Annotated in this window: 15 protein-coding genes and 1 riboswitch; of the genes, 6 read left to right on the top strand and 9 right to left on the bottom strand. The window is 41.2% G+C overall.

Annotated elements, in window-relative coordinates:
- Nucleotides 1-2: 2 nt before the first annotated feature.
- Nucleotides 3-947 carry a diguanylate cyclase gene (locus tag AB1K89_RS12355; RefSeq protein WP_413055020.1) on the top strand — a complete coding sequence of 315 codons (945 nt, stop codon included), beginning with the start codon at nt 3-5 and terminating at the stop codon, nt 945-947.
- A gap of 210 nt (nt 948-1,157) precedes the next feature.
- Here the strand turns inward: AB1K89_RS12355 and uvsE are convergent, their stop codons facing one another.
- Together uvsE and AB1K89_RS12345 are read right to left on the bottom strand one after the other, a co-directional pair.
- Complete coding sequence (gene uvsE / locus AB1K89_RS12350; RefSeq protein WP_413055019.1) at nt 1,158-2,123, bottom strand: UV DNA damage repair endonuclease UvsE; 966 nt, start codon at nt 2,121-2,123, stop codon at nt 1,158-1,160.
- A 152-nt stretch (nt 2,124-2,275) separates the two neighbouring features.
- Complete coding sequence (locus tag AB1K89_RS12345; protein ID WP_413055018.1) at nt 2,276-2,659, bottom strand: SET domain-containing protein; 384 nt, start codon at nt 2,657-2,659, stop codon at nt 2,276-2,278.
- Between the two features lie 153 nt (nt 2,660-2,812).
- On the opposite strand from AB1K89_RS12345, the gene AB1K89_RS12340 reads away from it, so the two are divergent.
- Nucleotides 2,813-3,955 (top strand): glycoside hydrolase family 18 protein, encoded by a 1,143-nt coding sequence (locus AB1K89_RS12340; RefSeq protein ID WP_413055017.1) that lies wholly within the window; start codon nt 2,813-2,815, stop codon nt 3,953-3,955.
- A 200-nt stretch (nt 3,956-4,155) separates the two neighbouring features.
- Here AB1K89_RS12340 and AB1K89_RS12335 read toward each other — a convergent pair whose 3' ends face one another.
- From AB1K89_RS12335 to AB1K89_RS12325, 3 genes are all read right to left on the bottom strand, one after another.
- On the bottom strand, nt 4,156-5,148 hold the full coding sequence (locus AB1K89_RS12335) for a S66 family peptidase (RefSeq protein WP_413055016.1): 993 nt from the start codon (nt 5,146-5,148) through the stop codon (nt 4,156-4,158).
- 110 nt (nt 5,149-5,258) lie between these two features.
- Complete coding sequence (locus tag AB1K89_RS12330; RefSeq protein ID WP_413055015.1) at nt 5,259-5,642, bottom strand: VOC family protein; 384 nt, start codon at nt 5,640-5,642, stop codon at nt 5,259-5,261.
- A 113-nt stretch (nt 5,643-5,755) separates the two neighbouring features.
- Nucleotides 5,756-6,031: an ArsR/SmtB family transcription factor gene (locus AB1K89_RS12325; RefSeq protein WP_413055014.1), complete on the bottom strand. Its 276-nt coding sequence runs from the start codon at nt 6,029-6,031 to the stop codon at nt 5,756-5,758.
- 133 nt (nt 6,032-6,164) lie between these two features.
- Here AB1K89_RS12325 and aepX point away from each other — a divergent pair, with 133 nt between their 5' ends.
- Genes aepX through AB1K89_RS12310 form a run of 3 tightly spaced genes read left to right on the top strand, consistent with a single transcriptional unit; the run spans nt 6,165 to nt 9,333 of the window.
- On the top strand, nt 6,165-7,067 hold the full coding sequence (aepX, locus tag AB1K89_RS12320) for a phosphoenolpyruvate mutase (protein ID WP_413055013.1): 903 nt from the start codon (nt 6,165-6,167) through the stop codon (nt 7,065-7,067).
- Between the two features lie 5 nt (nt 7,068-7,072).
- Nucleotides 7,073-8,209, top strand: coding sequence for a phosphonopyruvate decarboxylase (aepY, locus tag AB1K89_RS12315; protein WP_413055012.1), 1,137 nt, complete (start codon nt 7,073-7,075; stop codon nt 8,207-8,209).
- Complete coding sequence (locus AB1K89_RS12310) at nt 8,206-9,333, top strand: 2-aminoethylphosphonate aminotransferase (RefSeq protein ID WP_413055011.1); 1,128 nt, start codon at nt 8,206-8,208, stop codon at nt 9,331-9,333. The genes aepY and AB1K89_RS12310 overlap by 4 nt, the downstream gene beginning before the upstream one ends.
- 33 nt (nt 9,334-9,366) lie before the next feature.
- On the opposite strand, the gene AB1K89_RS12305 is transcribed toward AB1K89_RS12310, so the two are convergent.
- A complete protein-coding gene (locus AB1K89_RS12305; RefSeq protein ID WP_413055010.1) occupies nt 9,367-10,785 on the bottom strand; it encodes a Mur ligase family protein in 1,419 nt (472 codons plus the stop codon).
- 259 nt (nt 10,786-11,044) lie between these two features.
- Between AB1K89_RS12305 and AB1K89_RS12300 the strand changes: the two genes are divergently transcribed.
- Nucleotides 11,045-11,839, top strand: coding sequence for a YheC/YheD family protein (locus tag AB1K89_RS12300; RefSeq protein ID WP_413055009.1), 795 nt, complete (start codon nt 11,045-11,047; stop codon nt 11,837-11,839).
- 107 nt (nt 11,840-11,946) lie between these two features.
- Here the strand turns inward: AB1K89_RS12300 and AB1K89_RS12295 are convergent, their stop codons facing one another.
- From AB1K89_RS12295 to AB1K89_RS12285, 3 genes are all read right to left on the bottom strand, one after another.
- Nucleotides 11,947-12,189 carry a hypothetical protein gene (locus AB1K89_RS12295; RefSeq protein ID WP_413055008.1) on the bottom strand — a complete coding sequence of 81 codons (243 nt, stop codon included), beginning with the start codon at nt 12,187-12,189 and terminating at the stop codon, nt 11,947-11,949.
- 48 nt (nt 12,190-12,237) lie between these two features.
- Nucleotides 12,238-12,459, bottom strand: a complete 222-nt coding sequence (locus AB1K89_RS12290) for a hypothetical protein (RefSeq protein ID WP_413055007.1) — start codon at nt 12,457-12,459, stop codon at nt 12,238-12,240.
- Between the two features lie 89 nt (nt 12,460-12,548).
- Nucleotides 12,549-13,322, bottom strand: a complete 774-nt coding sequence (locus AB1K89_RS12285) for an APH(3') family aminoglycoside O-phosphotransferase (RefSeq protein WP_413055006.1) — start codon at nt 13,320-13,322, stop codon at nt 12,549-12,551.
- A 225-nt stretch (nt 13,323-13,547) separates the two neighbouring features.
- A riboswitch (cyclic di-GMP riboswitch) is annotated at nt 13,548-13,631 on the top strand.
- Nucleotides 13,632-13,635: the final 4 nt, after the last annotated feature.

Here is a 13,635-nt window from a genome sequence, read left to right as displayed (position 1 = left end):
CAATGGATGAACAATTGAACTATGCACCTTGCGGATACTTTGTCCTGAATGCCGAGTGGGAAATTATTGAGATGAATCAAACATTGAAAGATGCGTTAGGTCTTGAAAAAATGCCAACTTATATGCAGGAGCTGCTGACGGTCCCTTCCCGCATCTACTTTGAAACGTATTTCATCCCCGCCATTTCGATCCATAAAAAGGTGCGGGAAATGTATTTGAACTTCAAGCTGAATAAACAAACATTCCCCGTCCTTATCAATGTCAACGAGCGGAATGGCCTCTATGAGGGGATCATTGTCCAAATGAGGACGCGCGATGAATACGAAAACCAGTTGATGATGGCGAAAAAGAACGCCGAGCGCATTCAAAAGGAAACGGATATTGCCAACGAGAAACTGCTCGCCCTCTTGCAGGACGTAGAAAAGAAGCAGAAGCAGCTGAAAGAAATGAACGAAGAACTCCAAGTGCTTGCCGCTCGTGATGAATTGACCGGCTTGTTTAACCGAAGGACGTTCCGGAAGGACTTGGCGTATGCGATCGAGGAAGCACGCGAAAACGGTGGGCCGTCTATTTCATTGATCATTTTCGATATCGACTACTTCAAGAAAGTGAACGATCTATACGGCCATGCCCTCGGGGATAGCGTACTGATGGAGCTTGCGAGAAAAATGGAGAGCATTATTCAACCGCCCGATTTAGTCGCTAGAATCGGCGGCGAAGAATTCGCAGTCATCCTTCATGAAACGGACGCGCATGAAGCCGTCAAAAAAGCTGAACAGCTGCGCAAATTCATAGCAGAATCCGAGTGGGAAAGCATCGCCATTACAATTTCTGTCGGAATCGCCCATCTTCAAGATGGCGACACATCTAACATCCTATTCACGAGAGCGGATGATGCGTTGTATGAATCCAAACGCAACGGCCGGAATCAAGTGACGAGCGGGTAGGATTGATTTGAAAACAAGGAGCCGGTCAAGTTTACCGGCTCCTTGTTTACGTTTTATAGAGAACCACGCGTAGGCCTAAGGTCACAAAATGACAATAAAGTGTGGGAAATGATCGATATCTTTCGGGAAATGATTGATAACGTCCCTGAATTGATCGATAAATCTCAGGAAATGATCGATATCACGCAAAGTTGCCTGGGACGAAGCTGTTTACCGTAAATAAAACGACGAGCCATCAATCATTTCAACGTCGTCTCTCGCTTTAATTTGCTCAATCAACGTAAAAAGGGCTTTGTCCTTCTGTTTCGCCTCAATCATGCAATCGATTTGCGGAACGGAACCTTTGATTTCATTTAAAAACCTGAAAAACATGTCTACATCCACATAATCCGCATGGTGACGGAATTTGTCCTCGCTTTTCGGACTGGAAATGTGCATTTTAATCGGCAGAGGGGATACCGTCCATGTGTCCACTACACGACCCCATTTATCTTCCCAATTTTCATCACGATGGAAAGCGAGATGGTGATGATAATCAAATACAAGCGGGATGCCCAACTTCTCGGATAGATAAAGCGTGTCATCAAGTGTGAAGGACGTATCGTCGTTTTCCAGCATGATCATCTGCTGAATGGACGACGGAACATCGCTCCAGTTCTCGACAAAGCGCTCCAGCGATTTCTCAGTGTCTTTGTAGTTGCCGCCGATATGGAGGACACAGCGATGAGTCGGATCTAATTTCATTCCTTTTACAATCAAATAATGCATCTTTAAGTTTTTTACCGAATTGATTAACACATCTCTATTCGGGGAATTCAAGACGACAAAATGGTCAGGATGAAAATCCACTCGCATATCATGCTCTTTTACAAAGCTCCCGATTTCCGCTAACTTCCCTTTCAACGGTCGCATATAATCCCAATCGGAAGTTTCTTCATGGGTGGCTAAAGGGATTAGTTTGGAGCTAAAGCGATAAAAATGAATTTCATTAAAGAGATTATTTTTAAGCAGCCTATGTGTATTTTCCAAGTTCTCCAATGCAATTCGTTCCAATTTACGGATGGCGGCTTCACGGTCCTCAGTTTTTTGAAACTGCGCAAACGTCATCGTTTTAGATGGGGACGCATTTTTCAGTTCCATGCTCATCGCCACATATCCCATTCGCACAATCGTCATATTCGCACCTCATCTATGATGTAAGAAGATATGATTAGTCTCTTCCCTAACTGGATAAGTATACGGTGCAATCACAAACGAGCTTTTAGTGAAATAAAAAAACGCAAGAATCACTTTCATTCCTGCGTTTCCTACGTATTGATATGCTTTTACTACTGATCAAACCACAGCAACTCTTTGTCATCCACGTCGCCGTTATAATTTATGAGAATTTCTTCCCCTGCTTTTATATCTTTATGCGCATAGAAGTCAAACGTATGCTTTTCGAAACTGATCTCATACGTTGCATTCGGCTCATAGGAATGATTGAATAACATCCCGTACCCAAGTAGGATTGCGGTATGATTGATGCCGTATTCAAAAGCGTAGTCAGAGAGTAATGTCTTCTCGATATGCGGGTGTTGGTCGTTTGGATATGCAATGACGGGCGCTTCATGTACCATCGTCCCTTTAGTAATATCACACGTTGCGAATACTCCTCTATTGAATTCTCCATCACTAATGACAGATGTTTTCACTTCAATGATATTGCTCACCTTCTCACTTTTAAAAATATACTTTCTAACTATAACATCATTTCACTCATTAGACTGTTTTATTTACTTGAAGGTTGTATTTCCCTGGAAGTGATGACATTCCCAGTTCCATTAGAATACGATAAAGGAGATGAGCAATAAGGAGAGAATAGATTGCAAATTCATGTCGTTAGACAGGGAGATTCCTTGTGGAAAATTGCCCGTGGATATGGTGTGACAATTGATGCGATTGTCTCAGCAAACCAGTTGGAAGACCCGAATGCATTAGTAATTGGTCAGGCTCTCGTCATTCCGACCGTCTCCCGATCAACCGCTCCAAAGCCGGTCATTGATGTTAATGCCTATACACTGAATACAGGAGAAACAGGCGCCAGGGAAATTCAAGAAGTCGGCCGTTACTTAACGTATTGGATGCCATTTGTATATAGCGTGAAAGAAGATGGGAGTTTAACGACTCTCGATGACACGGAAATGCTTAAATCCGCTGCGGCCGAACGAATCGTACCCATCATTGCCATTACAAATTTCAGTGCGACAGAACCGGGTTCTGTACTTGCCCATACCATTCTTTCAAGTCGTGAGCTTCAAGAAAAGGTCATCGCGAATGTACTCGGTGTGATGAAAGAGAAAGGTTATCAAGGGTTAAACATCGATTTTGAAAATGTATATCCTTCCGATCGGGAGAATTACAACCAATTTTTGCAGCTTGCGGTCGATCGGTTACATCCACAAGGATATTCCGTATCATCCGCTCTTGCACCTAAAACGAGTAGTGAGCAAAAAGGGTTGCTAGTTGAAGCACATGATTATGAAGCGCACGGTAGAATCGTCGATTTTGTCGTCTTGATGACCTATGAATGGGGTTATCGAAAAGGACCTGCTCAAGCGATTTCACCCATTAATAAGATAAAAGAGGTGCTCGACTATGCTGTCACGGTCATTCCAAGAGACAAGATTTTTTTCGGCTTTCAAATTTACGCACGTGACTGGACGCTTCCTTTCGTTCGGGGTTCGGAAGCTGAAACATTCAGCCAGCAAGAAGCGGTCCGCCGAGCGATTCAACATCAAGTCGCCATTCAATACGATACGAAGGCTCAATCTCCGTTCTTCCGTTACGCCGATGAACAAGGGCGCACCCATGAAGTGTGGTTCGAAGATGCCCGCAGTGCACAAGCAAAGTTCAACATGGTGAAAGATTATAAACTTCGCGGCATCAGTTACTGGGTGCTCGGCTATCCTTTCCCGCAAAACTGGCTGCTGCTTGAGGACAATTTTACGATACGGAAAAGAGTTTGAATTGTGTGGGTGCCAATTGTGTGGGTGCCTGTGTAAGGCACATTTATGACAATTCATTGAAATGAATAATAATTAAATGGGAAGGCAATCAAAGCTCGATATGATTGCCTTCCCATTTTTCATTTATACAATTGTAGTGTATTGTCTGAATAGTGTGATGCACAGGCACCGAAACAATTGGCACCGAAACAATTTCAATTTTAAATCCATCTCTCAATCAAAGAAACGTCCAGATTATCAGCATCCACCCGTACCTTCCGCCCAATTGGCATGGCATGCATTGGGTGTGTATGTGTACAATCGAAATCGGCGATGATCGGAATTGTAAGCCCATCCAATTGTTCTAACAGCACTTCATACGGGAGCCTGCCTGTTCCCATGTCATCGTACTGTTCATGCTTCCCTAACAAGATGGCACCCACTTTGTCGAAGACGCCGTGTAACTTCAACATAGCGAAGTTCTTTTCAACGATTGAAGTAGTTTTCGCACAATCCTCAATTAGCAGAATGTCACCTTCTTGAATGTACGGAAAGTACTCCGTGCCAATAAAGCCATACATAGCATTGACGTTCCCGCCTATTAAACGCCCTTCCGCAACCCCGCCAGACACGGAAATCCATTGATTATCGTATAACGTTTTCTCTTTCGTTTTTTCTAACCAGTTGGAAGCTTCATCAGACCACTTTTCCGGTACCGGCACGGAATAAGGCAAAGACGGTTCAGTAATGAATAAATTCGAAAAGTATTCGTATGTATCATCGACCAAAGGAGGAAACTCCCCAAAGGACGGGATTAAAGCGGGTCCGTAAAATACCGGAATGCCTGTTTTAGCATACAACGCCAGTAACACTGCAGTGGCATCAGAATAGCCGACAACAATCTTTGGATTCCTTTTGAATGCTTCATAGTCAATATAAGGCAATAGACTATTTGAATTCGTTCCTCCGATTGTCGACATTACCATTTTTACTTCCGGATCGCGCAGCAACATATTCAGCTCTTCCGCTCTTTCTCGAGGCGATCCGGATCGATAGAAATCCTTCTTGCCCGTTAAACTTCCTTCTTTAATCTGAAAGCCTTTCTCCAGTAAATAGCGTTTTCCTCGTTCATAGCGTTGTTTAGCAGTCACGGTCGCTGGAGAGGATGGAGTGAAAATGCCTATTGTATCTCCGGGTTTTAATCTAGTAAACATCAATGACACCCTTTCAAACCATGATAGAATGACAACAATATTTTCTGATACATGTATAACCCAGTCCAAAAACAGACCGGGTTACCATTTAACATTTCATCGAAATATAATTACTGCTCTATAATCTGAATCAAGTTACCGCACGTATCGTCGAAGACGGCTATTGTCACTTCGCCCGCTTTTGTCGGCTTCATCGTAAACTCCACGCCTCGTTCCACTAACCGTTCGTACTCTTTTTGAATATCCGTAACGCCAAACATTGTTACTGGGATGCCATCGGCAAATAGTTTCTTTTGATACTCCTGCGCGGCCGGATGGTTATTCGGTTCAAGTAAAAGTTCGGTACCGTCTTGAGCATCTGAGGAAACAACTGTTATCCATCGATATGCCCCTGCGGGAACGTCGTGCTTTTTCACAAAGCCCAACGTTTCTGTATAAAACTCCAGTGCCTTGTCTTGATCTTCTACGAATATGCTCGTAACAATGATTTTCATACTGTTGTCTCCTTTGATTGTTGTGTTTCATGTTATTTTGTACTGAATGATTCAAAACAAACTCAATGACTTCGACTACTCTTGTTTCTTACCTACATCTGCGGAATAAAAAATTACTCTATCCACCCTTTCAGCAAGCCTTTAAGTGGTTCGTTGTTGAATAAAAGTACTCGATATTTCCCCTTTCGTATTGATGTGACGAGCCCTGCATCTTCCAATACAGTTAGATGTTTAGCTATCCCCTGTCGCGAAATGGTAAGGTTGTGCTCCATAATGAGACGTGCCGTAAGTTCATACAACGTCATCTCGTTGCGTTCAGATAGTTCGTCTAAAATGAGCCGCCGAGTCGAGTCGCCGAGTGCTTTGAATATAGCGTCTTTGTCCCACATATATCAAGTATAAGCAACCATACAGTTGCTTGTCAAAACTATCTGCCCTGTCAATTCTCAAAATACTAACGTATGTTACTAAAGGTACTTATGTAAGAAAAAGAAATAAAGTAGATGCAAAGTAGGGATAGTCTTGAAGAAAACAACTAAGTTAAAAAATCTACTGCATTCACAGCAACTTGAATTTTTAATGGAAGCCCATAACGGTTTATCTGCAAAAATTGTAGAGGAAGCTGGTTTTAAAGGAATCTGGGCTAGTGGACTTTCGATAGCGGCATCCATGGGTGTTCGTGATAATAATGAAGCTTCCTGGACACAAGTAGTAGATATTCTTGAGTTTATGAGCGATGCTACGACAATCCCGATTCTAGTAGATGGGGATACGGGATATGGAAATTTCAATAATGCTCGAAGGTTAGTTAAAAAACTAGAACAAATCGATATAGCCGGCGTATGCATTGAAGATAAACTCTTTCCAAAAACAAACTCTTTTATTAATGGAAGAGCCCAGCCTCTTGCACCGATTGAAGAGTTTTGCGGGAAAATAAAGGCGATGAAAGATACTCAAATGGATGATGATTTTATTGTGGCAGCGAGGGTTGAAGCTTTTATTGCAGGATGGGGATTAGAAGAAGCCCTTGCTCGGGCGGAGGCTTACAGGCAAGCTGGTGCCGACGCGATACTCATTCACAGTAAAAATTCCGATTTCGACCAAATTGCTGCTTTTATGAAAGAGTGGAAGAATAGACATCCAGTTGTGATCGTTCCTACAAAATATTACTCAACGCCAACTTCTGAATTCGTAAAATCAGGAGTGAATACTGTCATTTGGGCGAACCATAACTTACGAGCATCGATTACGGCTATGCAGGACATTTCAAAGCAAATCCATAAAGAAGCGAGTCTTATGCAAGTTGAGAATTCAATTGTAAATGTTGAAGAAGTTTTTAGACTCCAAAATGCAGAGGAACTTCAAAGAGCGGAGAAGAAGTATTTACCAACAGCTACTACCCCATCACAACCGGAGACGGAGTGATTTTTTTGTTGAACACAAGTGAATTTGGAAATGAACTTAAAAGACTTGGTTTTGACTTTTACAGTGGTGTCCCGTGTTCTTTTTTAAAAAACCTTATTAACTACTCGATCAATGAGTGTAACTATGTTGCTGCGGCTAATGAAGGCGATGCAGTCGCAATCGCTTCGGGGGCTTATTTAGGAGGAAGGAAATCAGTTGTCTTCATGCAAAATTCTGGCCTAACGAATGCTGTTTCTCCTCTTACATCCTTAACTTACCCGTTTCAACTGCCCGTGCTTGGATTTGTCAGTCTGCGAGGAGAACCCGGTTTAAAGGATGAACCGCAGCATGAATTAATGGGACAAATCACAACTCAATTGTTAGACCTTATGCAAATAAAATGGCAGTATTTATCAAGCGATTTTAACGTTGCAAAGTTACAGCTTGCAACAGCTAATGAGTTTGTTGAAAAAAATCAACCATTTTTCTTTGTCGTAAAAAAAGACACCTTTGATAAGGAAAACTTGAAACTAAAGGAACGAGCCATTCATAGTAATAAGAAAAAAATCGAAAAAACCTCCTCGGATGAAGTACCAAGTCGATTGGAAACGTTACACGTAATCAATCGATGCAAAGATGATAAGATCGTGCAGCTTGCAACAACAGGTAAAACAGGCAGAGAACTTTATGAAGTGGACGATTGCTCGAACAACCTGTACATGGTTGGTTCCATGGGGTGTGTCAGTTCCCTTGGGTTAGGATTAGCTCTAACAAAAAAAGACCTGAATGTAGTTGTCATCGATGGAGATGGTTCCTTACTCATGCGAATGGGAAGTTTAGCAACGAACGGTTACTATCAACCTGAAAATATGCTGCACATCCTGCTAGACAATCAAACCCACGATTCAACCGGAGGGCAACGTACTGTTTCTCATAATGTAAACTTTGTCGATGTTGCTGCCGCTTGCGGGTACGAGAAATCGATTTATATTCATACGTTGGAACAACTCGAAAAAGAAATATATGATTGGAAAAAGACAAAAGGACTCACTTTTCTTCATATTAAAATTGCAAAAGGATCTAAACAAAACCTAGGACGCCCTGAAGTTACGCCTAGTGAAGTGAAAATACGACTTCAAAGATTTATAAATGAAAAAGGATGAGCGACATACGGAAAGTGAAGAGGAATATATTATTAAATCCCGGTCCCGCCACTACAACAGATACGGTTAAATACGCTCAAATTGTTCCGGATATTTGCCCCCGTGAAAAGGAATTCGGTGAAATCATGCGATTCGTATCTTCCGAACTTACGAGCCTCGTTGCTGATTCCGAGCATTATACAACCGTCCTGTTCGGTGGTTCCGGTACCGCTGCAGTGGAGTCAATCTTGAGTTCAGTCATGACTGACGGAGTTATCGTCATCATTAATAATGGTGCATATGGGAAACGGATGTGTGAAATTGCAGAAGCATATGGGCTAGATTGGGTTGAGTATATAAGTCCAGTGGATCAACCGATTCAACTCGATCAACTGCAATTATTCATTCAAAAACAACCGCGGCCCGTTTCCTATCTTGCTGTTGTGCACAATGAAACAACAACTGGCTTATTGAATGATATTGAAAAGATTGGCTCAATCTGTAAGGAAAACAATTTGACAATGATGGTAGATGCCATGAGTTCGTTTGCTGCGATTCCCATTCAAATGAGTAAAATGAATATCAGTTATTTAGCAGCCAGTTCCAATAAAAACCTACAAGGTATGGCAGGCGTCTCTTTTGTTGTCGCAAAAAAAGAGGAACTAGAGAAAGAAAGAACGACGAAGCCAATGAACTATTACTTAAATCTGTACGCACAATATAAGCATTTCAAAGAAACAGGGCAGACGCGGTTCACCCCGCCGGTTCAGACTTTGTATGCATTACAACAAGCCATCATAGAAGTGAAAGAAGAAGGCATAAAAGAAAGATACGAGCGCTACTCTCAATGTTGGGATACGCTCATCGCCGGCATCAAAAAACTTGGCTTACATCATCTCGTCCCCGCCGAGCACCATTCAAAAATTATTACCGCAATCGTGGAGCCTGCATGCGAGGCATATAATTTTGATAGCATGCATGATTATTTATACAAAAACGGCATAACGATCTATCCTGGAAAGCTTGCCAATTTGAATTCCTTTAGGGTCGCCAATATAGGTGATCTAACGAAAGCAGATATTGAGCTCTTCCTAACCTTTTTGGAAAAGTATCTACAACGTATAGGTTTTCATTCTGCAGACTAAATAAAAAAACAAATGACCTCCGAACAATGGAGGTCATTTGTTTTTTTCCGCACGAAGCTTTAATTTGCTCTTTAATTTCATAATTTCATCATTCGTTGATGAACTTTTAACAAGCAATATACTATTTTTGTCTAAAATTTTTTTCAATAATTCCTCAACCCCATGGATAGTAGGAAACGTATAGACTTTGCCTTTTAAACCTTTTCTTTTTGCTTGTTTCGCAATTTCGGCAGCCTTCGATCCAACTGTAATCAATACGTCGACCCCATTTTCTGCTATCATCTCTCCTGTTTGTCGGTGAAATTCTTTGCTAAAATCTCCTAAACGCTTAATGTCGCCAACGAGTGCGATTCTTTTCTTCCCCCGCGAAATCCCATTCAACGTTTGAAATGCCGCTGTGAGAGAAGAAGGAGTTGAACTCCATGTATCATCCAAAATGGTAAAGCCCCACTTTCCTATGCTAATTTCCAGATGGGCAGGCAAGTTCTTGAATGACCGTAACCGTTTAGCGGCAACATTGATGTCAACGCCCATTTCATGAACAGCTGCAATAGCAGCGAGCGCATTTAACACTTGATGATGTCCATACCCCGGCACAAAAACTGAGTATTTCTTTTTAGCGTTAAAGGAGAACATTTTCTTTTTTTTAACGTTCAGTTCAAATTGCATTCCGTTATCGCCGTACGTAATATCAGTTGCCCGAAAATCAGCACGGTTCGTAACACCAAAGGTATGTATGTCTCCTTTAAATTTTTTCAGTCCTATCTTTTTCGTATTCTTGTCATCAGCATTGACGATGAGCGTACCTTTGGATCCTACAGCTTGAACCATTTCTGCTTTCGCTAAGAGATACGCTTCCGGAGTTTTACATCCATCAAGATGATACACACCAATATTTGTAATAATCCCGATTGTCGGCTTAAAGTAACGAGAAGCGAGTAGCACATCTCCTGGCGCACCTACTGCCGATTCAAACACAGCAACATCTGTGTGCTTTTCAATGGAAAGTAAATAGGTTAGATGATGGGTCCTCGAGTTCGCTGATTTCTTAGTTCCGGTGACATTATGATCGAAACCGAGGATATGCTTAATCATATCTTTCGTCGTCGTTTTCCCATTTGTTCCGGTTACAGAAACGACGGGAATCGAAAATTGGTTCCGATAAAAATTAACGAACCCCCAAAAGGCATGCTCAATGTTGTTAACTTTTATAATCGTACAATCTTCAATACGCTCTAATTCAGCAAAAACAGTATCTGTTACGACCACACAAGGGACTGACTGAGCGATTTTCTCCCAATCGATTTGCCATTTTTGTTTTAAAAATAGTAATTTATTCGGCCCCATCTTCTGGAGGTGGTAAACAACATCGTTAATCCTGAATTTATCAGAGCCTTTAATAAGTTGTCCATTCACATATAGGCAGATAGTTCTCGCCGATAATGGCTTCATGTATGTTCCCTCCAAATCTCTTCATACAATACGTTATGCTTGCTGGAAATTATCAGCTGTACAGTAGTCTTGTAACAGATATAAATTTGGTCATAATCATCTCCTCATTTCCATACAACCTTTCCCAATAATCCAGATACAACTATTCCGTATGCATAGAATAGAAAAGAGATTAGCAACAACGACTGCCTTAGAAAAAGATTAATGGACTATCGGGCCATCGGAAAGGAAAAATTCAAGATGAAATGAGGAAGGGTACATGAAGAGAACAATGGGGAAATGGGAGCAAAGTATATTATTACAGCACCATCCTCTAGTCGCAAAACATATTCCAGAAACGATAACTTACAGTGAGAATAACTTGGATGATTTATTGAGCCGCTATCAGTCTGTCTACGTCAAACATGATACGACGGGCCAGGGTAGAGCAATTTTCAAGATTCGAAAAAGGGACGACGGGGGCTACTACTTAAATGGATTTACAATTCAAGGAACACCTATACAAAAATCCGTATCGAGAGTGGATGAAATTCAGCAGCTCCTCCATCCATTTATTAACTTAGGCAGAGTAAGCGGTCTCTATATTATTCAAGAAGATATACAAAGCTACACCCAAAATGGACAGCCTTTTTCTATTCGGGTTCATGTTCAAAAACTGAAAGACAATTGGGTAATTGGCGGGATGTACGGGGTATGTGGAACGACCGAAACCGGTCTAGTTACAGAAAATGGGATTGTAAACCCCCATAGGGGCGGTGAAGTAATGACCGTTTCCGAAGTATTATCGTACACAAAATTCAACAATATACAAGAGGATACAGTAAAGAAGATCGAAGAGGTTGCAATCGAAGCAGCGAAGGTCATCAATTCCATTTTACCAAACAGAGAATATGGAATTGACTTCGGTGTCAATCAAGAGGGAACACCTATAATATTTGAAGTGAATACAACACCAAGCATCCGCTCATTTGCAAAAATTGAAAACACAGTCATTTGGAGACGAATTGTTGAGATACGTAAATTGCAAAATGAAGAAGATGGAACCAATCATTGAACATTAGGCGGTCTATGATAGAGGTTCCCTTCAAGGGGTCAGCTTGTTAAACTAATCCATTATGAGCTCCCACTCAAGGATGGATTATTTTTATTGTGGAACGACTACTATGCCGATTTCTCCAGCTTTTTCGCCAATTTTATTGCCGCTAACCACATTAAGACGATGAAGACTCCAGAAACAAGAATTGTTAACACGCTACTAAATCCACCCGGCTCTCCGAAAACAACCGATAACAAATTGGCAATCCCGCGTGAGGGCGATGGAAGTCCAAGCCAATGAACGACCCACGGCATGATAAATAATCCAGACAAGACACCAAGGACAAAATAAAAGGTATATTTCTTCATCATTTGTCCCTCCTCGCCAATAAATGCTGTTTTGGCCGATTCTCTCTATTACAATATGATGAACCATACAAGAAAAAACAATGTCATAAAAATAATGCCAATAATTGAAGAGATTTTTGCGTATTTGATTGCCCCATCCGAAATGTCGGGATCCTCGTTATACATCCAACGTTTCCCCCACAAAATCGCATCCTCCGGATATTGATATTGTAGAATAAAGAGAATATATAACGGAATAGATAGAATCAATCCAAAAATGAACGTCAGCATACTGTCCCCTCCAAACCCTTTCTGAATACTACTTATACGAATTTCGAAGTTGGAAGTTTCAGTAATTACAAAAAATACAGTCCACCGCTTTAAAAAAACTCATCCATCAGTTGATAGTAATCAACTCTAGATTCATCCACATCCGTAAATCCATAGCCCGCAAGAAAGAAAGGTACGTATTCCTTGCCAAAATTACTGGTGATGCTTCGTATCGCCAATGCCAAATCTTGATATTTGTCTGCAACCCCAGCTCTTCCCCAGTCAATAAAGCCGCTCACTCTTTTATTTTCCACAATGACATTTGGCAAACAATAGTCACCGTGAGTGAAAACGAGATCTTCGTTTAATGGCCTGTTGGTAATGAGCTCTTTAAAAAGTTCGGTTGCTTTCCTTCCTTTTCGCCCCTCGTCAAAATCATCTTCATCGACTAATTTATGTTCCACTCTATTCTTCGCTTCTTCTATTTTCATATCCAACCTTTGATCATATGGACAATTGTCGATAGGCACACGATGAATTGTTTTGAGTCCAGATCCTAATGACTCCAACACGGTAGGCAAATATTCTCGATGTGATTGATCAGAAGCATTGACACCTTTTATTTCAGACATTAACAAGTATTCGTTTGCCTCGTCCTCCCCGTAGAATAGCACACGTGGCACAGGCAGCTTCCCTTCCAACCACTCCAATTTTTCCTTTTCATCGAAGAGACGTTCAACAGAATCTCTCGACTGCACTTTCAAGTATTGATTCGAATGAGAACTTTTTAATAAGAAGGTCTTCGCTTCCGAATGGCCAATCGTAATCGGTTCCCACGAGAATCCATTAGTCAATTTCGCTAAACTTGAAGGAACTTCTATCAAATGAAACACCGCCATTTCTATTCTGTAATTCTTTCGACTTCCGAGAATGCAGAAGTTTTCATATGAAGGTCCCGTGCAACTCGTATGATGCAGCTACATACATAATCTTGAATCAGATCATAATACATCGTTTTAGTCATCTGTTTCCTCTGCCCCAACATAAATTAATTCGAGCTTAAGATATTTATGAATTAACAAATCACCATTAGCATAATGATAAAGACTAGGTTTTTGGGAAGCTTTGAAATATGACCACTATCTGGACACTTGGGTTATATGGAGCTAGTAGTGTAACCGGCCCTCTTAATTACCT

Origin of the sequence: Sporosarcina pasadenensis (genome assembly GCF_047228845.1) — a bacterium.
Classification (GTDB): Bacteria; Bacillota; Bacilli; order Bacillales_A; family Planococcaceae; genus Sporosarcina.
The sequence above is the reverse complement of the archived record's forward strand: the minus strand, read 5'-3'. Positions and strand labels throughout refer to the sequence as shown.